Raw genomic sequence first — 25,592 nt, 5'->3', positions numbered from 1 at the left:
CATGCTTGTTTTGTTATTGATCCTATTTAACTAAAAAACGTTTTGGAGTTTACATGAAGTCTCGCGCAGCAATTGCATGGCAAGCAGGCCAACCACTTGTTATTGATGAAGTTGACGTTCAAGGGCCTAAAGCCGGTGAAGTACTGGTTCGTATGGTTGCGACAGGTGTTTGCCATACGGATGCGTTCACTTTATCGGGTGCTGACCCAGAAGGTATCTTCCCGAGCATTCTGGGTCATGAGGGTGCAGGTGTGGTAGAAGAAGTGGGTGCAGGTGTCACTACGTTAAAGCCCGGTGACCATGTTATTCCTCTTTATACTGCTGAGTGTGGAAAGTGTAAGTTCTGCTTGTCTGGCAAAACGAACTTATGTCAGGCTGTACGTGCCACCCAGGGTCAAGGTCTCATGCCTGATGGTACCAGTCGTTTTAGCATAGGTGGCAAAACCCTTTACCATTATATGGGAACATCTACCTTCTCTGAATACAGTGTTGTACCAGAAATTTCTTTGGCGAAAATTCATGTGGATGCACCGCTAGAAAAAGTGTGCTTGTTAGGTTGCGGTATCACAACAGGTATAGGTGCAGTGTTAAACACTGCAAAAGTAGAGCCGGGCTCAACGGTTGCTGTATTTGGTCTTGGTGGTATTGGTTTATCTGTTATCCAAGGTGCACGTATGGCGAATGCGGCTCGTATCATAGCGATTGATACAAATGAGTCAAAATTTGAAATGGCCAAGCAATTTGGCGCCACAGATTTTGTGAATCCAAAAGACTTCTCTGATCCGATTCAGCAAGTCATTGTTGATATGACTGACGGTGGTGTGGATTACTCATTTGAGTGTATCGGTAATGTTCAAGTTATGCGCCAGGCGCTAGAGTGCTGCCATAAAGGTTGGGGTGAATCGATTGTTATCGGTGTTGCCGGTGCCGGTGAAGAAATTGCGACGCGTCCTTTTCAGTTAGTAACAGGGCGAGTCTGGAAAGGGTCTGCTTTTGGTGGGGTAAAAGGACGTAGCCAATTACCAGGTTATGTTGAGCAATATATGAAAGGTGAAATAGAAATTGACCCATTCATTACCCATACTATGGGGCTGGAAGATATTAACCATGCCTTTGATCTAATGCATGAAGGTAAGAGTATCCGATCTGTTATTTTATTTGATAAATAGCATTTAAGCTCCGTTTTGGTAACGGGGCTTTATTGTATGCAGATTGGTTTTGCTAAAAGGAAAATACCATGACTCAACCAGAATTACTCTCTAGTACAAAGTCATATGGCGGATGGATTAAACGCTATCGCCATCAAAGTGAAGCAGTAAAAGGTGAAATGATTTTTGCCATTTATCTCCCACCTCAGGCAGAAAAGAGCAAGGTGCCAGTACTTTATTGGTTATCTGGCCTTACCTGTAATGATGAAAACTTCATGCAAAAATCGGGTGCTCAGCGTCTTGCTGCTCAATTGGGTATCGCGATCGTATGCCCTGATACTAGCCCAAGAGGCAGTGATTACCCTGGCGAGCATGAAAGTTACGATTTTGGGAGTGCGGCGGGTTTCTATCTCAATGCAACTCAAGCGCCTTATGATCAGACGTACCATATGTATGATTATGTGGTTAGTGAACTGCCAGAAGTGATTCAGGCTAACTTTCCGGTAACGGATAAAAAGTCTATCAGTGGTCATTCTATGGGGGGCCATGGTGCGCTAATTTGTGCCTTGAAAAATCCAGGTGCTTATCAATCTGTCTCTGCATTTGCGCCTATTAGTAACCCAACCCAATGCCCTTGGGGTAAAAAAGCGTTTGCAGGTTATTTGGGGCATGATGAAAAATCTTGGGAAGAGTGGGATGCTTGCCTACTCATTAGTCAGGCTAAAGAGAGATTACCTATCTTGGTTGACCAAGGTGATGCCGATGACTTTCTTGCTGAGCAATTAAAACCAGATGCTTTAGAGTTAGCGTGTGATGTCAATAATCATCCACTGACGATGCGCCATCAAGTTGGCTATGACCATAGTTATTTTTTCATTGCGAGCTTTATTGATGACCACCTTGAGTATCATGCTAAAGCGTTAGGCTAGTTTAAATAACTACTGACCTAAAGGCCCTATCAGATTCTGATGGGGCTTTTTTGTTTTGGCATTTAAAGGCGCTATTCGGGTAAGCTATTGCCAAATTTACTAATAAGGCTTGTTATGCAGTCATCAATTTTAATTACGGGTTGTTCAACTGGCATAGGTTTGTGCGCTGCTAAAACCTTGCAAGCGAGAGGTTGGTTAGTCATTGCCTCATGTCGACAGAAAAAGGATGTCGAAGCGCTTGAGTCACAAGGGTTAAAGCATGTGATTGAATTAGATCTTAATGATGAGATTTCAATTGAATCGGGTTTTAATCAAGCATTAGAGATAGCAAATGGAAAGCTAGATGCGCTGTTTAATAATGGCGCTTATGGACAGCCTGGTGCAGTGGAAGATTTAACCACTAAAGCGTTGCGCTTACAGTTTGAAAGCAATGTATTTGGCACGCATGCTTTAACTCGATTAGCTGTTAAGCAGATGTTACAGCAAGGTAATGGGCGGATTGTGCAAAATAGTTCGGTTCTAGGCTTAGTGGCAATGCCATTTAGAGGCGCTTATAACGCATCTAAATTTGCCTTAGAAGGGTTAACAGATACCTTAAGGCTTGAGCTTAAAGGGAGTTCTGTAACGGTTTCTCTGATTGAACCTGGTCCAATAGAATCAAGGTTTCGAGCGAATGCTTTAGTTGCATTGAAGAAGCATGTTGATATTAAAGCGAGTCGACATCAGCAAGGTTATGATGCGGCTATTGAGCGTTTAAGTGCATCAGAGTCTAATACTCGTTTTACGCTTCCTGCTGATGCTGTGGTGAAAAAGCTGATTCATGCGTTGGAGGCTAAGCGGCCCAAGCTCAGATATTATGTGACCTTTCCAACCTATCTAATGGCATTTTTAAAGCGAATTTTACCTTTTTCTTGGTTAGATCCCCTGCTTATTAAAGGAGGGAATTAAGCTCAATTATGAATAAGTACAGCTGGCCTTGATGGCCAAGTGAAGAGAATAGAAGTGCCTCTTTCATTGCTTAATATAATGGTGAGTTTGCCTTCATAAAGTTTAGTGATTTTTTTCACCATACTAAGGCCTATCCCTATATTTAAAAGTGACGGGCTGTCATTTAAGGATTCGGTAGTTTGAAACTCAGCTTGGAGTTGCTCTGAAATCCCAGGTCCATTGTCTGATATTTTGAAGTGGTAATATCCATCTTGTTCTTCCACTTCAATATTTACTTGTGCCTTGTTGGTGGGGTTGTGCTTAAGGGCGTTTTCTATTAAATGACGAATAACTTGCTCAAAAGGTGTTTTATAAGTGGTGAATATAGGAAAAATACCCTTTAATATTAATAGGTTATCCTGATCGTGCTTAGCAGCTGAAAAAATAGATTGGCATAATTTTTTACTGTCTACCGAGGCCAGTTCATGGCCTTTTTGTCCGACTTTGGAATAGCTTAGCATGCGGTCTAAAATGGACTCCATGCTATTCACTCTACTGTTGAGTAGTTGAATTTTTTCCCCGACTTCAGGCCGTAATTTATTGCCTAATTCATGGCCCAGCCACTGGCTTAATAAGCTAATTCCTCTTAATGGAGACTTAAGGTCATGCGAGGCAATATAGGTAATATTGTCTAATTCCTTGTTTGATTGTTCCAAGTCTTTGATATTTTGAGTGAGCTGCCCATTAAGGTGTCTTAGCTCATGTTTTTGAATGCTTGCGGATTCAATTAACTCACTTAACGTATTATCAAGCTCAGCATACTCTTTGATCATGCTATTTTGATTAACCATAACGTCATTTTTGTCTATCGCTAAACGCGCTGCCGCAATGATACGCATGAGGGGTCTTATGGCAATCGCAATAATGATTAATGATGCAACAATGGCAAAGGCAAAGAGAGCCAAGAGTAACAAGCTGGCTTGATAAGTATATTCAGTATTAAGGGTATCAAAAGAAGCGCTAGATCTTAGGGTGATAAATTCAAGTTCTGTTTCAATGTTGCCAATGACGACTTGATAACGGCCAACAAAGTGATCATCGAATTTGCTTATTTCAGCTTGAGTCTGACTAAGGTTTTGCTTCTTCACTGGGGAGGGCGGTAATAGAGCATTCACCTGGTCACGAATGATTAAACTACCCTTGGTGCTTTCTGCCAAAATTTTGTTGTCGTATCTCAGGGCTACACTGTCTATGTCTACATAATTTCTGGCTTGATTGAGCATAGCTATGCGGCCACTTAGTACAACCCCCCCAGCAAGGTAACCTAAAATTTTGCCATTTGTCGGTGAGATGAGTGCTTCTTTTTTAAATAATACGATCTGATTCTTACTGGCCATATTCATTGAAACAAGTTGCCAATGATAAACATCTGCCGGTGTTTGACTTAATTTTTGAAGACTTTGTTCATCACTGAAGAAAGGAGAGCTGGCATCATATACTAACTCATTAGTTGGGCTAATAATGAAAAGTAACTCCATCTCTAGATTAGGGTCAGAATTATAAATTTTGTTGAGGCTCTGCATGACGGCAAGGTGTGATTTGTCTTCCAGTGATTTTAATAATTGGAAGTTAGCTGCAGAACTTTGCAGGAGAAGTTGATTACGATGTAAAACATTGTCAAAGAAGAGTTGAAGGCTAGTATGCGTCTGTCGCGTAAAACTGGACACTTCTTGTTCAATAATATCATCGGTAATACGAGCAACAGAATGAACTTGGATCGCCGCCGACGCCATAAAGAGGAGTAACATTATGCTTGCGATGGCGACAAATAATGGCACCTTATAAAGGGGACGAGCCTTGTTCATAGGATTCCTTTTCTTTTGCTCTATTTATCAGTCATGCCGGAATATCGAAAAGCGTGTTGTTTAAGTCTTAGAAGCTTAGCAGGACTTAAGTCTTTTGTAACAAGCTCATAATCACCACTATAGATCACAGGAACCTGTGTTTTGTTGCCGGTTAAATCAAGCTTAATCGCTTCAGCCATCGCAACCCCGTTATCATTGTTCATGCGCATGACGGTAACATCTAGCTTGCCTTGGGCTATCGCGTCCAATTCAGCACTGCCGCCGCCCCAACCGTTTACTAGGACTTTATTTTGCCGTTTTTGTTCGGCAATTGCGTCGCTGACACCTAATGCTATATCGGTAGAGCTGGCGTAAATAAAACCTAAATGACGATTTTCATTTAACATATTGATTGCATTTTGATAGGCGTTTTGACGAGTCGAATTTGTGTAATAACTGGAGACTAAATTAAGCTCTGAGTGTGCGTTTGTGTATTCGATAAAGCTATCTCCTCTCACTTGGCTAATATAACCTTTTGGAAAGTGTAGTAGTCCATAGCGCTTGTGGCGGATCTCTTGCTTAATATACCAGTCCGCTATGAGCTGTGTTCCTTTAACGTGATCAAAACCAACATACATAAAAGGTTGTAGATTGCCCCAGGCTTTAATAGGGGTAGTGATGTTTTGTAAAATAACTTTGGTTTTCTGATTAGAGATAAGGCGCTCGATAATTGCTTTATGCTGCTTTTTATAGAGTGTTAGGATCAGATAATCCGCCTCAGAATTGACCGCTGTTAGAATCTCTTTAGCTTGATCTCTAAGTGACTCATTATGGGTGGATTGAGTTAAAAATGACTCAATTTCGTAGGGGATATTGAGTTCTTTTAGTCTTGCTTCAAATGATTTAATACTTCTTACCCAATAGTCTGAAATTTGGTTGGCAGGGTAAACCACTGCAATCTTGACTGGCTTAAGGGGTGGTATGTGTAAAGGCGTGGCGGGTTGGCGCACGATATCAGCAAAAGCTTGGCTGATGCCTTCTTGCTCAGGATGTTGTGCTAAAAACTCATCAACAAGCCAGAACTCGTGTTCACTTGCAATGCTCTGCTGGCCTAGCAAAATAAAACTGCTAAGCAAAAAGTATTTAAAAAAGTGCATGATAGGCTCCCATAACAATAATACGCCTACTTCTATTTTAGTCTTTGGCTGCTTTTGGATGAAATTGAAATTCACAATGTAAAACAAATAGATAGGATTTATTAAAATCGGCGTGACTGGAAAAGTGTGTGGAGAATTATATTATTGTTAATGTTCAGATTTTCAATCTTTCAGATAATTTTCAGTTAGCCAAAGTCGAATTTCAGTTAAGTATTCTTGTCGAGCTTTCATCGGAGATAATAATAAATCATGGTAACCATTATCTATGATAGCGATGTCGAGTTGGGTGAACATTTGTTTTGTTTTTACAGTCATATTGTCAACATCGAGTACAGCATCACCTTTTTGTATTTGAGCGAGAGTTTTCTCTCTATAGGTGCTTAATGAAGAGCGACAAAGTAAGGTGGGAATTGAATTACTGCTTTCTAATCCTTTTTTCTGCTCCTTCATAATCTGTTGAAGCCAGTTAAAGGATAATGGTGAACCTTGGCTAGGCTTCCAATCTAATCGGTACTCCCACTCTCCCGCTAGGCTTTTATGAATGCTTTGGGCATACAGGCTTGCTTGCTTGCTTGCTAAACTAAATGGCGATAATGCCTTGCTGATTAAACGGTATAAGGGGAGACGCCAGCCCTCTTCATTTAATGGCATGGGCAAGCTGAAAAATGGGCTATTAAGTATAAGGCCTATTATGTCGATTGAATCTGATCTTGATGAATATTCGTTTGATAGATAACGGCTAACAATCAGTCCACCAGTGGAATGACCAAGAATAATACAACGCTTTACGCCTTTTATTGCCATTGTATTAAGGCAGGCATCTAGGTCGTGATAATAGTTCGAAAACTGGTTTCTATTGTGGTCGGCTTGGAAAGGACGGATAGATCTGCCATAACCATGCAGATCCACTGCATAAAAGTCACAACCAAGCCCTGCGAAAAAATCAGCTAGCCCTGCTTGATAGAAGTAATCCGTATAACCGTGAACATAAAGTAGGGCAATCCCAGTAGGCTCTATATCTGTTGAAGCCTGATAATGGATCAAGGTACAAATTTGCTGCTCAGCTGGCTTCAGGGTAATGGCCTTAAAGTCTGAGCCCAAAATATCATCTTCTTCACTGACAATGAGATTGGCTTGTCTTAGATCTACATCCATAAATTGCTCACTTATAGACAGAATATGTTTTGTACCTTATTTGATGGTTAGCTAAAAATGCGATCACCCTGTTGGTCTATCATCATTTTGGCTTTACGAAGAGTAATGCTAATGCATTCGTCACGATTTGGAATTAAGTCGGAACGAATGAAGTTGTGTGTTTTTACTTCTTCTTCACTGATTTGCTTACTAATAGTTGCTGCTACTCTAAATTGGCCACCTTCAGACATAGGGGCTGGAATGATATTAAAACCATTATATTCAACTGCTTCTTCTGCTTTTGCTTCGCTTTCGCCCGATGCGCTAAATAAACTTTTGATGCCAGAAAGTATGCCCATGAGTCTCTCTTATTGATAAGGTAAATAATGATAATTTAAGCCTAACATATTTTATTGTCATACAAGGAGTTTCCAAGCGGCAATAAGAAGTCAGTAGAATAAATTTCGCTTAATAAAAAACCCAACCTGCAAAGCAGATTGGGTTTTTTAATTCAGATCGAAAAATTAAGCGTTTTCAGCAATCACAGCAGCAATGGCTTTTTCGAAGCGCTCTAGACCAGCTTGAATATCACCTTCAGGGATAATAAGAGATGGCGCAAAACGCACAACATTAGGACCAGCAACAAGAATAAATAAACCTTCTTTCGCTGCGGCTTTGATGAATAGCGCGGCTTTACCTGCAAAGGCATCCACTACTTCAGCACCAATCAATAGACCCATGCCACGAACTTCTTTAAAGATGTTGTGTTTTTCATTGATAGCATTAAGCCCTTCAACAAAAATCTGACGACGCTTAGCAACACCTTCAAGCACTTCTGGAGTGTCTATGATATCGATAACCGCTTCTGCAATTGCGCAAGCCATAGGGTTACCACCATAAGTACTACCGTGAGTACCAAAAGCTAAACTTTTAGCCGCTTTTTCAGTGGCTAACATAGCGCCAACAGGGAAACCGTTACCTAGTGCTTTTGCTGATGTTAAAACGTCTGGTTTAACACCTAGTTGCTCGTATGCGAAGAAAGTACCGGTACGACCAACGCCTGATTGAACTTCATCAAATACAAGTAGTGCATTGTGCTCATCACATAGTTCACGTACTTGTTTTGCGAATTCAACGTCAGCTGGGATGATACCGCCTTCGCCTTGAATAGGTTCCATTACAACCGCACAAGTGCGATCAGAGATAAGCGCTTTTAGCTGTTCAATGTTGTTGTAATCACAGTGGCTAATGCCACCTGGTGTTGGTTCGAAGCCTTCTTTATATTTCGCTTGGCCACCAACAGAAACGGTGAAAAGTGTACGGCCGTGAAAAGACTTATTAAAAGCAATGATTTCATGCTTTTGTGGACCATAGTGATCAAAAGCATAACGGCGTACTAGTTTGAAAGCCGCTTCATTTGCTTCACCACCACTGTTACAGAAGAAAACTTTATCTGCGAATGTTTTTTCAGTCAGTTTTTTTGCTAAACGTAGTGCTGGTTCGTTAGTCATTACGTTAGCTAGGTGCCAAATTTGACCCGCTTGTTGACGCATAACATCAACCAGTTTCGGATGTGAATGGCCCAAAGCTGTTACTGCAATGCCGCCTGCAAAATCAATGTATTCATTGTTTTCGGTGTCCCATACTCGAGAGCCCTCACCACGCACAGGGATCACAGCGGAAGGTGCATAGTTTGGTACCATTACTTCGTCAAATGTTGCTCTCGTTACTTGTTCAGTCACTATATTTACCTCGTAAAATTGGCCACCGGAAGTCCGGTGGCCTAGTCAGTTTTAGATTAAGTTTCTTAACTCCCGGATTGCCACTGATACCATTGCAAGTGTCAGTTCAGTTTCCGCTTTAATTTCATTGAAAGTAACCTGATAGTGTTTGATATTATCACCGTTAAGCTCATGCCAATGATCTAGGCGAGCGCTGAGGCCATTAATATCAGTACTAGACTGGATAACTTCTTGAGTTAGGGTTCTTAAGCTATTATCGATTTCATCACCTAAACCTGATTTAGCTTTGCGTTGCCATACGTCGTCAGTCTTCAAGTTATGAACACTGTTTCGTAGCCAATGCAGGTCTAAATTCATTTCTAGGGCAAAATAGGTTTGTGCTACATCAAGCACTTCTTTGTTGGTATTAGAAGCAACACGAATGATGTCTAAACCATAGAAGTGGTATTGCAAGCCAGCGACTTGTTCTGCAAGTGCTGTAGGAATACCTTGTTTGGTTAAATCATTAACCAGGCTTTGCAAATGATCCTGGCTGGTTTGAGTCAGAATTGAATCAATTTGCTTACGGATCACTTCAACACCAGGGCGATAAGTATCTGTCAATTTCTGAATAGATAGCTCTTCGCGAGTGTTTCTCAATAGCCATAACGTCGCTTTTTCAAGTAAGGCTTGAATGCTGATTAATAATTTAGACTGCAAAGCATTATCTACTTTAAAGTCTAATTCGTTAACGGCATCCCATAGGGCTGGGATGGAGAAGATTTTCTCTGCAGCCATATAAGCACGTACAAGGTTTAACGCGGAAGCACTGGTTTCTTCTTGCACATAAGTGCTGAATGTTGGGCCCATGCGGTTACCCACATTGTTAGTCACATGACCCGCTACAATTTCTTGTGCCAGTGGGTGACTTGCCATGTGCTCGCCAAAGCGTTCTGTCAGAGGTTTCGGGAAATAGGCATGAATTTCTTTTACCAAATCCGCATCTTTACCAATGCCATCTTCTACCAATTGTTCAGATAGTTTGATCTTAGAGTAAGCCAGCAATACTGAAATTTCTGGACGAGTTAAGCCGTTACCTTGGTTCATGCGTTTCTTGATTTTAGAAACACTTGGTAAGAACTCAATTTCTCTGTTTAGACGACCTTCACGTACCAATGACATCATTAGGCGCTGGTGGTCTGCGACTCTTTCTGATGCTTGAGAATTAGCCAGCGAAAGCACATGACTTTGACCTTGGTTATGGTGCAATACAAGTGCGCCCACTTCATCTGTCATTTCGGCCAGTAGCTTATTACGTTGCTTCTCTGTCATATCGCCATCTTCGACAATACGGTTAAGCAAGATCTTAATGTTTACTTCGTGGTCAGAGCTATCAACCCCGGCTGAGTTATCGATAGCGTCAGTGCTCATTAGACCACCGCTTTGTGCAAATTCGATACGACCAAGTTGAGTCAGGCCTAAGTTACCGCCTTCACCTACAACACGACAGCGTAGCTCGTTACCGTTTACACGTAAGGCGTTGTTACCACTATCACCGACTTCAGCGTGGGTCTCATTCTCAGACTTAACATAAGTACCGATACCACCGTTCCAAAGTAGATCTACTTTAGATTTCAGAATGGCTGAGATTAGATCCATTGGTGCCATCGCCTTAACATTGCCTTCAATGCTTAGGGCTTTACGAATATCTGCATTTAGCGGAATAGATTTCGCTGAACGGTTGAAGATACCACCGCCTTTAGAAATTAATTCCTTGTTGTAATCTTCCCAAGAAGAGCGAGGCAGATTAAACATGCGCTGACGCTCTACGAAAGACGTCGCAGAATCTGGCGTTGGGTCAATGAAGATATGCATGTGGTTAAAGGCTGCTACAAGGCGAATATGCTTAGAGAGCAACATACCATTACCAAATACGTCACCGGCCATGTCGCCGATACCCACCACAGTGAAGTCTGTGTTTTGGCAATCTAGGCCAGTTTCTTGGAACTGACGTTTAACTGATTCCCAAGCGCCACGTGCAGTAATACCCATTTTCTTATGGTCGTAACCATTTGAGCCACCTGATGCGAATGCATCACCTAGCCAGAATCCGTATTTCTCAGAAATGCTGTTTGCTAAATCAGAGAAAGTCGCCGTTCCTTTATCAGCAGCGACAACCAAGTATGGGTCGTCTTCATCAAAACGTTGTACTGATTTAGGTGGAACAACTTGGTTTTGAACCAAATTATCTGTGATATCTAGCAAGCCACTAATGAAAGTGGTGTAACAGCGAACAACTTCTGCTTGAACTTGATCACGTGATGCATACTTTTTAAGCTGTTTGGCAACAAAGCCACCTTTTGCACCAGCAGGTACAATGACAGCATTTTTAACCATTTGAGCTTTTACAAGACCGAGTACTTCAGTACGGAAGTCTTCCATACGGTCAGACCAACGTAGACCACCACGAGCAACTTTACCGCCACGCATATGCACACCTTCAACCCAAGGCGCGTAGACAAAGATTTCAAATTTAGGTCTAGGTAATGGAACGGCTGGAATTTGATTAGGGTCTAGTTTGAATGACACATAATCTTTAATCGCACCATTTTCATCAGCTTGGTAGAAGTTGGTGCGTAACATGGCATGAATAACAGATAAGAAATGCTTCAAAATTCTGTCTTCATCAAGGTTCGCAACCTGATCTAATGCGGCTTCGATCTGATGTTGTAGTTTTTCACACTTGTCGTTGCGGCCTTGGTCTAACACAGGGTTAAACTTCTGTTCAAATAATTGAACAAGAAGACGCGCTATGCCGGCATTTTTCTCAAGTGTTTGCTGCATGTAAGGCAAAGAGAAAGGCACTTGCAATTGAATCAAGTACTTAGTGATTGCTCGTAACATGGTAACTTGGCGCCAAGTTAGCGAAGCTTCCAGTACAAGAGCATTAAATCTGTCGTTTTCAACACGGCGTTTAATGATTTGGTTGAAAGCATCTTGGAAAGCTTCACGTTGTGCTTTTTGCTCTAAGTTAATGTTTTCATCAACCGAAATAGCAAACTCAACTACCCAAGTATTGGTTTCTAGCTGATCAAGCTCGTACGGTCTTGCTTCAAGAACACGTAAACCCATGCACTCCAAAATAGGCAGTACATCAGATAGTACGAGAGAAGTACCCGTACCATATACTTTAAAGAAATGAGCGCCTTTGCTTTGCCCAACTTGACGGTACAAGTGAGTCGCAATGGCTCCTTCCTCAGTTAAAGTATCAAGACGTTCGATATCTAAGACAGCGGTATTATGAGAGAAGTCTTCACGGTAAGCCGCTGGTAGATGAGGAGCATACTTATGGAATAACTGGTTACCTGTCTCTTCACCATGATTTGTGTGAAGGGCATCCAGTAGTTTATCTTCCCATGAACTCATCGCATCTTGCATTTTGCGTTGAATGTCATTTTCAATCACAAGGTCAAGATCGTTGTCACGTTCAGTTTGAATCGTGAAGTTAACGCGAGCCAATACCATTTGAGAGAACTGAACGTTGAACTCTGCGCTCGTGCCATCACAAGATTCCATTAGAATCTCTTGTAACTTGTATCTCAACTCAGTGTTGTACCTATCACGAGGCACGTAAACAATGGCATTGATAAAGCGGCCATATAAATCTTTACGCAGGAACAAACGTAATTGGCGACGTTCTTGAATCGCCAAAATATCAATTATGGTTTCTTTAAGCTCTTCAGCAGACGCTTGCAACATCTCATCACGAGGATAGCTGTTAAGAATGTGCTTAAGATTTTTGCCCTTGTGGCTATCTGGGTGAAGCTCTGTACTTTGTACAATCTTCTCAAGCTTTTTGCTGAGTAGAGGAATATCTTGCAAGCGAGCAACATAAGCAGCAGACGAGTAAAGACCAAAGAAGCGCCATTCACCAATGACTTCGCCTTTGGCGTTAAAACGTTTTATGCCAAGGTAATCTAAATGAGCTGGGCGGTGTACTGTTGAAATCGCAGTTGATTTGGTAAGTACAAGCAGATTTTTATTATCTAACGCAAGCTTGGTTAGCTTGTCGTTTAATAAAATATTCTTTTTCGCTTTTTCTTTTTTGTTCTCGCGGAAAGTGCCTAAGCCTGAATCTTTTACCAAGCTTAAGTGTGCAGCATCACCTTTAACGGCAAGATCGTATGCACGAAAGCCAATGAAGGTGAAATGGTTATTGGCGATCCAGCGAAGAAAATCAATATTTTCCTTATGTTCTGGGTCGTTTTTCAAATGTTTAACTTTTGCAGATTCTTCGATGATTTCAGTCATTTGTTGCTGCATTGACGGCCAGTCATCTACTGTGTTCTTTACATCTGCAAGGGTATTAAGCAAGGCTTCAGCGGTTGCTTCAAATGTGCTTGAATCTGACTGACGGTCAATTTCAAAACGCATAAGTGATTCATTGCCTTGGTCACCTGTTTTATCAAGTAGCTCTGTTACTTCACCTTGTTTGTTGCGTTTAATGTTTAACAAAGGGTGAGAGGTTTTGTGAATCGTGTGGCCTAGACGCGCAATGGCCATATTCAAAGAGGAAACTAGAAAGGGCATATCATCGGTTAGAATTTCAATAACCGTATGAGTAGAGTGCCAGCTATGTTCTTCATAATTTGGGTTGTAGACACGAATCTTAGGTGTGCCGGACTTACGTTGTTTTATAAAATCCCAAAGGCAAAGAATGGTACCGTATAAATTTTCAATTGGCTCACTGACCATATCTTCAGTAAGTGAATCCTGAAAGTATAATTGAGCAAGGTGAACTAGATTATCAGCTTCTTTGGCTGAGTAATTTTCTGTTAGTTCTAGCTTGACTCGATTTATTAACTCTGTCTTGTGGTTATGCGTCATTTGGAACTCATCCTCGAGAGTGGTGTTCTTTTAATGCTAATTGTAGTTATAAGAATGAAAAAGCGTTGTTTCAGGACTATTATCGATTATTAATAAAAGTTTCCTCCTTCGAAAGGTGTTAAATTTCAGATTAGCGACATTTTGTTCTTGAATTGGGACAAGGGTAGTAAATAAAGCTTGAACCCTATTCAAAAACCCTTTGTTATCCATTCTATCGGAAATAAAACACTAATAAACGCACTTATCACAGGATAATAATTTGTACGAGCGCGGTTTTGCATCAAGAGAACTCATGCAGGCAAGTGGCAAGCCTCAAAAGTATGGTTTTTTATTACTTCCACACTTTTCAATGCTCGCCTTTTCGTCTGCTATTGAGACCCTTCATATGGCCAATTGGATCAGTGGTAAAGACCTTTACCGCTTTTGTACTATTAGCACTGATCAAGGGTCATCACGAGATAAAACCACAGGACAAACTATAGCCGATGTTAAAGGGCGTGAAGTGGTTTCTAGTGTTGGTGCTGTCACTGTAGCTGATTTTGTCTTATCCGATGCCCCTTCTGATCTTGATGCTGTGTTTATTTGTGGTGCATCACCTGCCATTCCTGAAGAAAATTTAATGCTAGAGGCTTGGCTTAAACGTCTATCAAAGCGAAAAATGGCATTGGGTGGCATTTGTACTGGTAGTTACCTGTTAGCGCAGGCGGGTTTGCTTGATGGCTATCGCGCTACTATTCATTGGTGGAGTATCAGTAATCTAAGAGATGCCTTTCCAAATACCATAGTTTCCAATCACTTATTTGAAGTTGATCGAGATAGGTTTACCTGCAGTGGCGGTACTGCGTCGATGGACATGATGTTATTTCTGATTGGTAAACAACATGGCATGAAACTCGCAGGGAATATTTCAGAGCAGTTTGTATGTGAGCGTATTCGCACCAATGAAGATCCTCAGCGTATCCCTTTACAAATTCGATTGGGTACGAGTCAGCCTAAATTGGTTGAGGCGGTACAATTGATGGAAGCGAATATTCAAGAGCCTCTATCGCCCGATGATATTGCGTTTCATGTTGGTGTTTCTAGACGACACTTAGAACGGCTGTTTAAAAATAATTTAAATAATGTGCCATCTCGGTATTATTTGGAACTGAGATTGAATCACGCTAAACAACTGTTGACCCAAACAGATAAGCCCATTGTGCAAGTTGGCACTGAGTGCGGATTTTCTTCTGCGCCCCATTTTAGTACCACATACAAGGGTTTTTTTGACCTTACGCCTAGGGAAGAGCGTAAGCAATCCGTGCCAATAGAGCGGGTTAATGACACTGCAGATAGGAAAAAACGCCAATTATGGCAAAAAAAGTTTTGAAATTTGGGCTGAATAGATGATCATTGCGGCAATTATTTCATTATGAAAAAAATATATAACTAAAACTATAAAGCACAAGAAACTTGATACGAGTCTCTTAAGAATAATAACTCATTCGAGAAAGGGTATAACACATGTCAAAAGTCCCAGCGCTAGAGCTGAACGATATTCATAAAACCTTTGGTGATGCCGAAGTTTTAAAAGGTATTTCTTTAAAGGCCTATGATGGCGACGTTATTTCAATTTTGGGCTCTAGTGGATCCGGCAAAAGTACTTTTTTGCGTTGTATCAACTTGTTAGAAAATCCGACTAAGGGTGAAATTCTTTTTAATGGCGAAAAGTTGGGCTTAGAACACGGCAAAGGGCCGGATTTGTACCCAACTGATATGCGCCAGCTCACTCGTATGAGACAGCAAGTTGGCTTTGTATTTCAAAGCTTTAACTTATGGCCTCATATGACCATTTTAGAAAATGTGATGGAAGGTCCGCTTAATGTACTAAAGCGCCCTAAACATGAAGTGGTTGAGTATTGCGAGCATTTACTAAACAAGGTCGGCATTGCTGATAAAAAGCATATGTATCCAAGCCAGCTATCAGGTGGGCAGCAACAGCGTGTTGCGATTGCTCGTACTTTGGCGATGGATCCGCAGGTCATCCTTTTTGATGAACCTACATCAGCGCTCGACCCTGAGTTAGTGGGAGAGGTTTTGGGTGTTATGCGTGGTTTGGCCGAAGAGGGCCGTACCATGTTAATTGTGACGCACGAAATGAACTTTGCGAAAGAGGTATCTAGTGAAGTGGTGTTTTTACACCAAGGTCTAGTTGAAGAAAAAGGGACGCCACAAAAAGTATTTGAAGCGCCAGAATCAGAACGTTGTAAAGCGTTTATTTCGAGTACTTTCTAAACTTTAACTGACAAAAAATTGAAGAAGTTATTTCTTTAGAGTTTGATAGAATAAAATAATTAAAAATCATTAAAAGGGTTAAATCATGAAACTTAAAAAACTTGCTCTAGGTTCAGCACTTGTTCTAGGTGCTGCATTAACGTCTGTATCAGGTATTGCTGCTGATAAAGTTCGTCTAGCGACAGAAGGCGCGTGGGCTCCATTTAACTTCATTGATTCAGCTGGTAAACCACAAGGTTTTGATGTTGATGTTGCTTGGGCGCTTTGTGCCAAAATGAAAGCAGATTGTGAAGTGGTAACACAGGATTGGGATGGTCTTATTCCTGGTCTTAAAGTACGTAAATTCGATGCTATCATCGCTTCTATGTCTATCACAGAAGAGCGCCTGAAGGTTGTTGATTTTACAAACAAATACTACTCTGGTGGTCTTCGTTTCCTAGGTCTTAAAGGGGAAGCGTTTAATATTGCAGACCTTAAAGGTAAGGTAATTGGTGCACAGCGTGCAACATTGGGTGCACAGTACCTAGAAGATAACTTTGCTGATCTAGCGACATTGAAGTTCTATGATAATCAAGACAATGTTTATCTTGATCTAGTCGCTGGTCGTCTAGATGTTGTTCTGTCTGATGAGCTTCCTACTTTTGATTGGTTGAAAACATCTGGTAACGGCGATAAGTTCGAATTTAAGGGTGATGCATTCTTGAAAGAAGACAATATTGCGATCGCTGTGCGTAAAGGTGACAAACTGAAAGACAAGCTTAACAAAGCTTTGGATGAAATTTTAGCAGACGGTACTTACCAGAAGATCAATGCTAAATACTTCCCGTTCTCTATCTACTAATTTATACCTTTAACTGTGTATAAATAAGATGGTGTTAGAAGGCTCAAACCAATGAGTTTGAGCCTTCTCTTCCTTGTACATCTCAAATATTCAGAGATCGACCTGAGAACAAAATATGATTGATCTATCCGGATTCGGAAACCAGCTATTGCTCGGTGCTGCAGTAACGGTTGAATTGGCGCTTGCCTCTTTAGCGGTTGGGCTTGTATTGGGGCTACTTGGCGCGTCTGCAAAGCTGTCTTCAGTTAAGACTTTACAGTGGATTGCTAATGGCTATACAACCATCATTCGTGGCATACCTGAGCTGTTAACTGTCCTTATTATTTATTTTGGTGCAACCACTGTCCTAATGGCGGTAGCAGGCTTATTTGGCTACGAAGACTATATTGAAATTGGTCCTTTTGCGGCAGGTGTAACCGCTTTAGGCTTAACATTTGGTGCTTATGCTACTGAGGTTTTTCGAGGTGCTCTTCAGTCTATTCCTAAGGGGCAAAATGAAGCTGCTGTTGCTTTAGGAATGGGGCGAGTGCGTACTTTTTATCGCATTATCTTACCTCAAGTTTGGCGCATGGCTTTACCCGGTCTAGGTAACTTATTCCTGGTTTTGCTTAAAGATACCGCCTTGGTATCTGTGGTAGGCCTTGATGATATTATGCGTAAAGCAAATATTGCAGTAAGTAGTACCAAGGAGCCGTTTCTTTTCTACTCGGCCGCAGCCGTACTTTATTTAGGCCTCACCATCATTTCTATGGGTGTTGTTTATTTCTTAGAAAAACGCGCAAACCGCGGTATTAAGAGGGCTTAATATGGATTTCTCAGTAATTGTTGAGTACTTTCCAAGATTAATGCAGGGAACCTGGGTTAGCTTGCAGTTGATTTTCTTGTCTGTGGTATTAGGGGGGATTTTTGCTCTACCTATTGCCTTGGCAAGGATCTCAAAAAATCCACTAATCAGTGGTTTGCCCTTTGCGTATATTTTCTTTTTTAGGGGTACGCCTCTATTAGTGCAAATATTCCTGGTGTATTACGGTGCGTCTCAGTTTGAGGTGGTTCGTGAGAGTTTCTTATGGCCTATTTTAAGAGAGCCATTTTGGTGTGCCATTATTGCTTTTACCTTGAATACCTCGGCTTATACCGCAGAGATTTTTCGTGGTGCGATTCAGGCCATTCCTGTGGGAGAAGTGGAAGCCTGTAAGGTTGTGGGTATGACTAAGGTACAAATGTACCGTCGTATTTTACTTCCTAGAGCTTTTGGTATTGTTTTACCTGCTTATGGTAATGAAATCATTCTCATGCTTAAAGGTAGTGCTTTAGCAAGTACCATTACCATTCTTGATTTGACGGGTATGGCGCGAACTATTATTGCAAGAACCTATACCCCGATTGAAATATTTTTAGCGGCTGGTGCCATTTATCTTGTGATTAGTATGGTCGTCATTGCTATTTTTAAGCAGGTTGAAAAACGCCAGAATCGTTACTTGGGGCCTAATCCAGTTAAGCTACCAGATGATGTTTGATTTTGCGTTAAATTAAGTGATCAAGTGTTCTGAAGAAAAGGGCTTCAATTTAATTGAAGCCCTTTTTTTATGTTAAGAATAGTGCGCTTAGCTTGAAAAAAAGCTAAAAGGGAACCAGTATTAATTATGCGAAGACAATAACTTAGGAAGAGTAAGGAGGACGATCATGCAGTATGAAGATCGTGTTGATGCGCTAGTTGCCCCAAAAGGCGCATTGGAAATGTTATCTCAAGACGAGATTGCACGTATATCAGAAGACTCAAGTGAGCTTCATGAACTATTTCGACGTTGCTCTTTAGCGATTCTTAACTGTGGTAGTGATTCTGATGATCCTCAGGCTGTGCTTGAGGAGTTCCATGATTTCCAAATTTCAATTGTTCAACAAGAGCGTGGCGTTAAATTACAGTTAGAAAACGCACCAAGTAGTGCGTTCGTTGACGGCAAGATGATACAAAGCGTGCGTGAAATGCTGTTTTGCGTACTCAGAGACATTATTTTTACACACCATGAATATGACCTTGAGAAAGCGCTGGAAAATGCTTCCTCTGATAAGATTACCAATACTGTTTTTAACTTATTACGCAATGCGAATGTTTTTAGACGCTCACCTGAACCGAATTTAATTGTGTGTTGGGGCGGTCATTCCATTGCACGTCATGAATATGATTATACCAAGGTGGTTGGGCACGAATTGGGCTTAAGAGAGCTCAATATTTGTACCGGTTGTGGTCCTGGTGCCATGAAAGGGCCTATGAAGGGAGCGGCTATAGCTCACACTAAGCAAAGGCTAAGTGATGGTGTTTATTTAGGTTTAACTGAGCCTGGTATTATTGCGGCAGAATCGCCTAACCCTATTGTCAATCAATTGGTTATTTTGCCTGATATTGAGAAACGCCTAGAAGCTTTCGTCCGTGCAGGGCATGGGATTATTGTGTTTCCTGGTGGAGCGGGCACAGCGGAGGAAATTTTATACTTATTAGGGATTTTATTGCATCCAAATAATAAGAATGTGCCTTTCCCATTAGTCTTTACGGGACCAAAAGAAAGTGCGGCTTACTTTGAACAGATAGATGAATTTATCGGCACAGTATTAGGGAAGGAAGCACAGGATAAATACCAAATCATTATTGATGATCCTGTTGCTGTTGCGCGTACGATGAAGGAACAAATGGAGGAAGTAAGAAGTTTTCGTAAGCAACATCATGATGCGTTTTATTATAATTGGAAGCTCTTTATTCCAGAAACTTTTCAGCACCCTTTTGAGCCGACCCATGAAAAAGTGGCAGCTCTTAACTTGCACTTTGATCAAGCGTTACATGATCTTGCTGCGAATTTACGTCGTGCATTCTCGTCCATTGTGGCAGGTAATGTAAAAGCACAAGGGGTCGCTTATATTAAGGCTCATGGACCTTTTGAAATACATGGTGATAAAGCTTTATTGGCCAAGCTAGACGCCTTGCTTAAGGCGTTTGTAGAGCAGCAGCGGATGAAGTTGCCAGGTACTAAGTATGTTCCTTGTTATAAAGTCATTACCGAATAGTTAGCCTTGAAAAGCAAAAGCCCCTAACAAGATTTCTTATTAGGGGCTTTTTTATGACAAAAGAAAAAGACTTAAAACACAGACCAGCCAATTTTTTGAGAAAGAGACTCAAGGGCAGCCATACCCGCCAGTGAATTGCCTGCTTTGTTGAGCTCTGGAGACCATACGCATACAGAAAACTGATCAGGTACTATGGCCACTATGCCACCACCCACGCCACTTTTGCCGGGCAAGCCGACACGATAGGCAAAATTACCTGCTTCATCATATAAGCCGCTAGTTGCCATTAATGCATTGACTTGTTTTGTTTCTTGCTCGGTCAGTACTTGTTCACCACTGTGACGACAATAGCCTTTGTTGGCTAAAAAGCTAAATGCTTTGGCTAAATCAATGCAACTCATACGGATTGCGCAATTACTAAAATAGCTTTTTAGTACTTCTTCAACATCGTTATCAAAGTTATCGAATGATTTCATCAAATACGCCATTGAGGCGTTTCTTGCTCTAAATTCATATTCTGAGTCTGCCACCTTATGATCTGATTGAACCTCTGGGTTACCAGAAATACGTCTGACAAAGGTTTTCATTGCATAATGGGGCGATACAAAGCGAGACTGGTTCATATCACTCACTACTAGGGCACCAGCGTTAATAAAGGGATTTCTAGGCACACCTGCTTCATATTCTAATTGCACTAAGGAGTTGAAAGGCTGGCCTGAAGGCTCTCGACCAACCTTTTTCCACATGCCTTCCCCATAATGCTTCATGGCAAGGGTAAGGCTGAATACTTTAGAGATACTTTGAATGGAGAAGTTAGTGCTGGCATCCCCAATGGTAAATAGTTCGCCCTTATTACTATAAATAGCGATACCAAACTGCTGTGCTGATATTTCGGCGAGGGCAGGAATATAATCAGCAACCTTACCCTGTCCAATAAGGGGTAAAGCAAGCGATTGAATGTCTTTTAATATCTGATCCATACCTTATCTCTATAATGCTGTCGAAGTGCGCCAGCATTATAAAGGAGGTGTTTAAATAGGAAAATGCTTATTCTGCTATCTCACGCTCTGATTTAATCAGATCTAGGTGATCCAGTATGATTTGACCTGATATTGTCGCCGCAGAAGGGATTTGTGGAAGGTCATTGATAGGGTACCAATCCGCTTCTTCTATCTCGCCTGGAGCGGGAGTGATTTCGCCAGAATCATATTCAGCTAGAAAGCCTGTCATAAGCTGATGAGGGAAAGACCAAGGTTGGCTAGAATGGTATCTCACATTTTTTACTTTTATGCCGACTTCTTCTTCCACTTCTCTGGCAACGGCTTGTTCTAGGGTTTCTCCTGCCTCAACAAAGCCTGCAATATTAGAAAACCTGCCGGGGGGTGATAGGGTTCCTCTAGCGAGTAATATACTGTCACCTTTACGAATGGAGACTATGATGCAAGGAGAGATTCTTGGATAGCTTCTATGATGGCACTTAGGGCAGATTTTCGTATGTTCTTTATCGTGTTTGTTTTTTAGGGGAGTGCTGCAACGTGAGCAGAATTGGTGGTCTTTATCCCAAGTAGCTAATTGTCTGGCGCGACTAATTAACAGGTAATTAGCTTCGTCTTGATTAAATAGCAGCTCACGTAACTCGATTTCTGCGAACCCTTTGGGAACCTTATTTAAGATACAAACAAAAAGATCTTGTTCTTGCCATTGACCACAAAAAACAGCGTTTGTCCCAGGCTCAGGTTGAAAGTCATAAAGACTGTGTTGGAATGTCTCTTTACCAGGTGTCTGCTCGTTTTGGCTGATTAAAACATTGCCCTTATAGAGGAGTAAAAAAATAGCATCAGGGTGCGGGTTAGGGTGGGATTGAGTACCAATCTCTAACATAAACTCTTCCTTAGAATGAATAATCCGAAGCGGCTGCAGCGAGGTGGCTACAACCGCTTGTGGTTATATTTATTGCCAGTCTAAGATGATTTTTCCTGACTTTCCAGATGCCATTGCATCAAAGCCAGCTTGAAAATCGTTAATCTTGAAGTGATGGGTGATGATGGGGCTAATATCTAGGCCGGACTGCAGCATGGCAACCATCTTGTACCAAGTCTCAAACATTTCACGACCATAAATACCTTTAATATTAAGCCCTTTAAAAATCACCTGATTCCAATCGATCACTGTGTCCTTACTTGGAATACCCAGCATGGCGATATTACCGCCATGATTAAGGACTTCCAACATGCCATTAAGGGCTTGGCCATTACCTGACATCTCAAGACCCACATCAAAGCCTTCTGTCATGCCAAGATCTAACATAACCTCACTAAGAGTTTCTTTCGTGACATTGACTGTACGCGTCGCGCCTAGTTCTTTTGCCAATGAAAGACGATAGTCATTAACGTCGGTAATGACGACATTACGAGCGCCCACATGACGGCAAATGGCCGCAGCCATAGCACCAATTGGACCTGCGCCTGTTATTAGTACATCTTCGCCAACGAGGTCAAACGACAAGGCAGTATGTACGGCATTACCAAAAGGATCTAGGATAGAGGCCATATCGTCCGATACCCCATCTGGTATTTTAAAGGCATTGCTAGCAGGGATAACAAGGTACTCTGCAAAAGCGCCACTTCTATTCACCCCGACACCAATTGTTTCTCTACATAGATGTCGACGGCCAGCGCGACAATTTCGACAATGTCCACAGGTGATGTGGCCTTCGCCAGATACTCTATCACCAATAGTAAAGCCAGATACTTCAGGGCCGACTTCAGCAATTTCGCCAACAAATTCATGGCCGACTGTCATAGGAACAGGAATTGTTCCCTGGGCCCATTCATCCCAGTGGTAGATGTGCATATCTGTTCCACAGATGGCTGTTTTTTTAATTTTGATGAGAACGTCATTATGTCCACATTGAGGTCGTTCGGATTCGGTCATCCAAATGCCTGGGGTATTTTGTGTTTTGGCTAAGGTTTTCATTTGTCTTGTTATCCTAAAATTTTGAGTTCGTGGCCAACTTGCTCAAAAGCATCTATGGCAGTGTCTAGCTCTGCTATTGTCATTTTAGCAGACATCTGAGTACGAATTCTGGCTTGACCCATGGGCACAACAGGGTAAGAGAAGCCGGTGACATAAACGCCACGTTTAAACATCTTGGCAGCCATATCTTGGGCTAATCTGGCATCGCCAAGCATGATAGGAATAATAGGATGATCACCAGGTGTTAGAGTAAAGCCAATCTCAGTCATACGTTTACGGAAGTGCTGACTGTTGGCTGCTAGTTGAATACGAGCTTGATTGCTTTTCTCAATTGTCTCTAATATGTCCAAGCTGGTTGCGACAATGACAGGAGCGAGAGAGTTTGAAAATAAATAAGGGCGTGAACGTTGACGTAACCAGGCAACAATTCTTTTGATGCGCTGGTGTAACCACCAGAGGCCCCACCTAAGGCTTTGCCTAAGGTGCGTGTGATAATGTCAACACGGCCCATAACATCACAATATTCGTGGCTGCCTTTGCCGTTTTCACCTAAAAAGCCAACCGCATGGGAATCATCAACCATGACTAAGGCTTCGTATTTGTCTGCTAAATCACAAACGGCTTTTAAGTTAGCGATAATGCCGTCCATGGAGAAAACACCATCTGTCACAATGAACTTGGTTTTAGCGCCTGCTTGATCTGCTGCAATTAACTGTTCTTCTAAATTCGCCATATCATTGTTTTTGTAGCGATAGCGCTGTGCCTTACAAAGACGAACACCATCAATAATGCTGGCATGATTGAGGGCATCGCTGATGACGGCATCTTCAGCGGTTAATAGGGTTTCAAATAAGCCACCGTTAGCATCAAAGCAAGATGAATAAAGTATGGTGTCTTCCATGCCTAGAAAATTACTGAGTTTATTCTCCAGTGCTTTGTGAATATCTTGAGTGCCGCAAATGAAGCGCACTGATGCCATGCCATAACCATGCTCGTCGAGTGCTTTGTGCGCCTGTTGAATAACGCGATCATCACTGGCAAGGCCGAGATAATTATTGGCACACAAGTTAATTAGGGGTTGCTGATCTTGCCCTGTGATCTGGCTGGATTGAGGAGACATCAACATTCGCTCTTCTTTATAGAGTCCTTGCTCTTTAAGTTGCTCAAGTTGATTGGCTAAGTTTGAGAAAAAGTCCTGTTTTTTCATCTTGTGTCTCCTCGTGTATTGAAAATATGGAATCAGTGTAAGCTGGTTTTTTAGCTGCAAACAGATGCAGTGACATAGCAATATGGGCATAACAGTTTCGCACTTTATAAAGTAACTCAATGACTTTGCATTAACTGCATGGGCTCAGGGCTGGTGAAAGTCTGTCCAGTTACGTAGTATGTGGCCCATGTTATTTGAAGGTGTTCCTAATATGAAAAAATCTATGGCTTTTGTTCTGTCCGCAGCGGCTGTGATGGCAAGTGAATTGATGGCGCAAGATCACTTACCTATTTTGCAATATCATCATGTGGGTGAAAAAACACCTTTCTCAACATCGGTAACACCGGCCCAGTTTCAAGAGCATATGGATTATCTGGAGAACGCAGGCTTTCAAGTCGTAGATTTAGCATCCGCTTTGACGGATATTCAGCAAGGCGTTGCTCTGCCTGAAAAGTCGGTTGCCATTAGTTTTGATGACGCTTATTTGAATATCTATCAATCTGGCTTTCCTATTTTAAAAGAGAAGGGCTTTCCTTTTACTATTTTTATTAATACTCAGCCTGTGAGGCAAAAGAATAAAAACTTCTTAAGCTGGGATAATATGAGAGAAATGCAAAAGTTTGGTGGCAGCTTTGCTAATCATACTGACAGTCATCCTTATATGTTGCGTCTAGTGAAAAAAGAAACCCCTGAGGCTTGGCAAAAAAGGATGCTAAAAGAAATTGATTATGTAGAAAGTCGACTAATTGCCGAACTAGGTGAGAGTCCAAATATGTTGGCTTATCCTTATGGTGAGTCGAATGCTTGGTTAAGAGAGAAGTTAAAAGAAACTAAAATGATTGGCTTTGGTCAGCAATCCGGTGTGGTAAATATTGATTCTGACTTTTCTAACTTGCCAAGATTTCCAGCGTCAGGCGCCTATGCCAAATTAGGGGCGTTAAAAACGAAATTGGCATCTTTGCCTATGCCGCTTGTCTCTTTTGAAAATGGCGGTGATTTTGCCTATGACCAAGCTGTAAGCTTAGATTTAGAATTTAAAGCGGGAAAATACCGCCTTAAAGAGTTGGCTTGTTATGTTTCTGGGCAAGGTCAGGCAAAACTTGATTGGGAATCAAAGACAAAAGTAAAGGTTGTTGCAGAACAAGCGTTTAAATATGGTCGAGGTCGTATTAATTGCACCATGCCAAGTGCAAAAAGTGGTCAATATCATTGGTTTTCTAACGTTTGGATACGTGCAAAGGCAAAACAGGCCTATTTAAACTAAATATTTCACTTTTTTTTAAAAAAACAGTTGCACGAGCGTTTGAAATCCGTAATATACACCTCGCTCCACAACGGAGGGGTGGCAGAGCGGTTTAATGCACCAGTCTTGAAAACTGGCGTAGGTTAATAGCCTACCGAGAGTTCGAATCTCTCCTCCTCCGCCATTTATCTCTTAGAGATAAAATGTTGTGAAAGCAAAGATAAATTATTAGTTCCTCGATAGCTCA

The 25,592-nt window shown here is 41.5% G+C and carries 19 protein-coding genes, 1 tRNA gene and 1 pseudogene; 11 read left to right on the top strand and 10 right to left on the bottom strand.

Annotated features, from left to right (window positions below):
- The first annotated feature begins 53 nt into the window (after positions 1–53).
- The 3 genes from MED121_RS11810 (at position 54) to MED121_RS11800 (ending at position 3,025) form a co-directional block, all read left to right on the top strand.
- Positions 54–1,169 carry an S-(hydroxymethyl)glutathione dehydrogenase/class III alcohol dehydrogenase gene (locus MED121_RS11810; protein WP_009833926.1) on the top strand — a complete coding sequence of 372 codons (1,116 nt, stop codon included), beginning with the start codon at positions 54–56 and terminating at the stop codon, positions 1,167–1,169.
- Positions 1,170–1,237: 68 nt separating this feature from the next.
- Entirely contained in the window at positions 1,238–2,077 is an 840-nt protein-coding gene (gene fghA / locus MED121_RS11805) for an S-formylglutathione hydrolase (protein WP_009833925.1), read from the top strand.
- 114 nt (positions 2,078–2,191) lie between these two features.
- Positions 2,192–3,025 (top strand): SDR family oxidoreductase, encoded by an 834-nt coding sequence (locus tag MED121_RS11800; protein ID WP_009833924.1) that lies wholly within the window; start codon positions 2,192–2,194, stop codon positions 3,023–3,025.
- A gap of 2 nt (positions 3,026–3,027) precedes the next feature.
- Here MED121_RS11800 and MED121_RS11795 read toward each other — a convergent pair whose 3' ends face one another.
- The 6 genes from MED121_RS11795 to MED121_RS11770 form a co-directional block, all read right to left on the bottom strand.
- Positions 3,028–4,869: a LuxQ periplasmic sensor domain-containing protein gene (locus tag MED121_RS11795; RefSeq protein WP_009833923.1), complete on the bottom strand. Its 1,842-nt coding sequence runs from the start codon at positions 4,867–4,869 to the stop codon at positions 3,028–3,030.
- Positions 4,870–4,889: 20 nt separating this feature from the next.
- Entirely contained in the window at positions 4,890–6,005 is a 1,116-nt protein-coding gene (locus MED121_RS11790; protein WP_036180392.1) for a substrate-binding domain-containing protein, read from the bottom strand.
- Positions 6,006–6,167: 162 nt separating this feature from the next.
- Positions 6,168–7,160, bottom strand: coding sequence for an alpha/beta hydrolase (locus tag MED121_RS11785; RefSeq protein ID WP_009833921.1), 993 nt, complete (start codon positions 7,158–7,160; stop codon positions 6,168–6,170).
- A gap of 47 nt (positions 7,161–7,207) precedes the next feature.
- A complete protein-coding gene (locus tag MED121_RS11780; protein ID WP_009833920.1) occupies positions 7,208–7,498 on the bottom strand; it encodes an HlyU family transcriptional regulator in 291 nt (96 codons plus the stop codon).
- Between the two features lie 165 nt (positions 7,499–7,663).
- Positions 7,664–8,881 carry an aspartate aminotransferase family protein gene (locus MED121_RS11775; protein ID WP_036180389.1) on the bottom strand — a complete coding sequence of 406 codons (1,218 nt, stop codon included), beginning with the start codon at positions 8,879–8,881 and terminating at the stop codon, positions 7,664–7,666.
- Between the two features lie 51 nt (positions 8,882–8,932).
- A complete protein-coding gene (locus MED121_RS11770; protein ID WP_009833918.1) occupies positions 8,933–13,747 on the bottom strand; it encodes an NAD-glutamate dehydrogenase in 4,815 nt (1,604 codons plus the stop codon).
- 292 nt (positions 13,748–14,039) lie between these two features.
- Between MED121_RS11770 and MED121_RS11765 the strand changes: the two genes are divergently transcribed.
- The 6 genes from MED121_RS11765 (at position 14,040) to ppnN (ending at position 19,919) form a co-directional block, all read left to right on the top strand.
- The gene (locus MED121_RS11765; RefSeq protein WP_009833917.1) at positions 14,040–15,116 is read left to right on the top strand and encodes a GlxA family transcriptional regulator; all 1,077 of its coding nucleotides are present in this window, start codon (positions 14,040–14,042) and stop codon (positions 15,114–15,116) included.
- A 134-nt stretch (positions 15,117–15,250) separates the two neighbouring features.
- Positions 15,251–16,021: an ATP-binding cassette domain-containing protein gene (locus MED121_RS11760; protein ID WP_009833916.1), complete on the top strand. Its 771-nt coding sequence runs from the start codon at positions 15,251–15,253 to the stop codon at positions 16,019–16,021.
- 85 nt (positions 16,022–16,106) lie between these two features.
- A complete protein-coding gene (locus tag MED121_RS11755; protein WP_009833915.1) occupies positions 16,107–16,862 on the top strand; it encodes a transporter substrate-binding domain-containing protein in 756 nt (251 codons plus the stop codon).
- 115 nt (positions 16,863–16,977) lie between these two features.
- Positions 16,978–17,667, top strand: a complete 690-nt coding sequence (locus MED121_RS11750; RefSeq protein WP_009833914.1) for an ABC transporter permease — start codon at positions 16,978–16,980, stop codon at positions 17,665–17,667.
- Between the two features lies 1 nt (position 17,668).
- Entirely contained in the window at positions 17,669–18,379 is a 711-nt protein-coding gene (locus MED121_RS11745) for an ABC transporter permease (protein WP_036180384.1), read from the top strand.
- 166 nt (positions 18,380–18,545) lie between these two features.
- Entirely contained in the window at positions 18,546–19,919 is a 1,374-nt protein-coding gene (ppnN, locus tag MED121_RS11740; RefSeq protein WP_009833912.1) for a nucleotide 5'-monophosphate nucleosidase PpnN, read from the top strand.
- Between the two features lie 71 nt (positions 19,920–19,990).
- On the opposite strand, the gene glsB is transcribed toward ppnN, so the two are convergent.
- The 4 genes and pseudogenes from glsB to MED121_RS11720 form a co-directional block, all read right to left on the bottom strand.
- Positions 19,991–20,899, bottom strand: a complete 909-nt coding sequence (gene glsB, locus MED121_RS11735) for a glutaminase B (protein ID WP_009833911.1) — start codon at positions 20,897–20,899, stop codon at positions 19,991–19,993.
- 67 nt (positions 20,900–20,966) lie between these two features.
- The gene (gene nudC / locus MED121_RS11730; protein WP_009833910.1) at positions 20,967–21,800 is read right to left on the bottom strand and encodes an NAD(+) diphosphatase; all 834 of its coding nucleotides are present in this window, start codon (positions 21,798–21,800) and stop codon (positions 20,967–20,969) included.
- Positions 21,801–21,869: 69 nt separating this feature from the next.
- Entirely contained in the window at positions 21,870–22,895 is a 1,026-nt protein-coding gene (tdh, locus tag MED121_RS11725) for an L-threonine 3-dehydrogenase (protein WP_009833909.1), read from the bottom strand.
- 8 nt (positions 22,896–22,903) lie between these two features.
- Positions 22,904–24,102, bottom strand: a pseudogene (locus MED121_RS11720) (glycine C-acetyltransferase).
- A 211-nt stretch (positions 24,103–24,313) separates the two neighbouring features.
- Here MED121_RS11720 and MED121_RS11715 point away from each other — a divergent pair.
- Positions 24,314–25,366 (top strand): polysaccharide deacetylase family protein, encoded by a 1,053-nt coding sequence (locus MED121_RS11715; protein WP_036180380.1) that lies wholly within the window; start codon positions 24,314–24,316, stop codon positions 25,364–25,366.
- A 72-nt stretch (positions 25,367–25,438) separates the two neighbouring features.
- Positions 25,439–25,529: transfer RNA gene (locus MED121_RS11710), tRNA-Ser, on the top strand.
- The last annotated feature ends 63 nt before the right edge of the window (positions 25,530–25,592 follow it).

Origin of the sequence: Marinomonas sp. MED121, assembly GCF_000153025.1 — a bacterium.
In the GTDB taxonomy this organism is placed as follows: domain Bacteria; phylum Pseudomonadota; class Gammaproteobacteria; order Pseudomonadales; family Marinomonadaceae; genus Marinomonas.
Note: the sequence above shows the minus strand (reverse complement) of the source record. Positions and strands in the feature narration are given on the sequence as shown.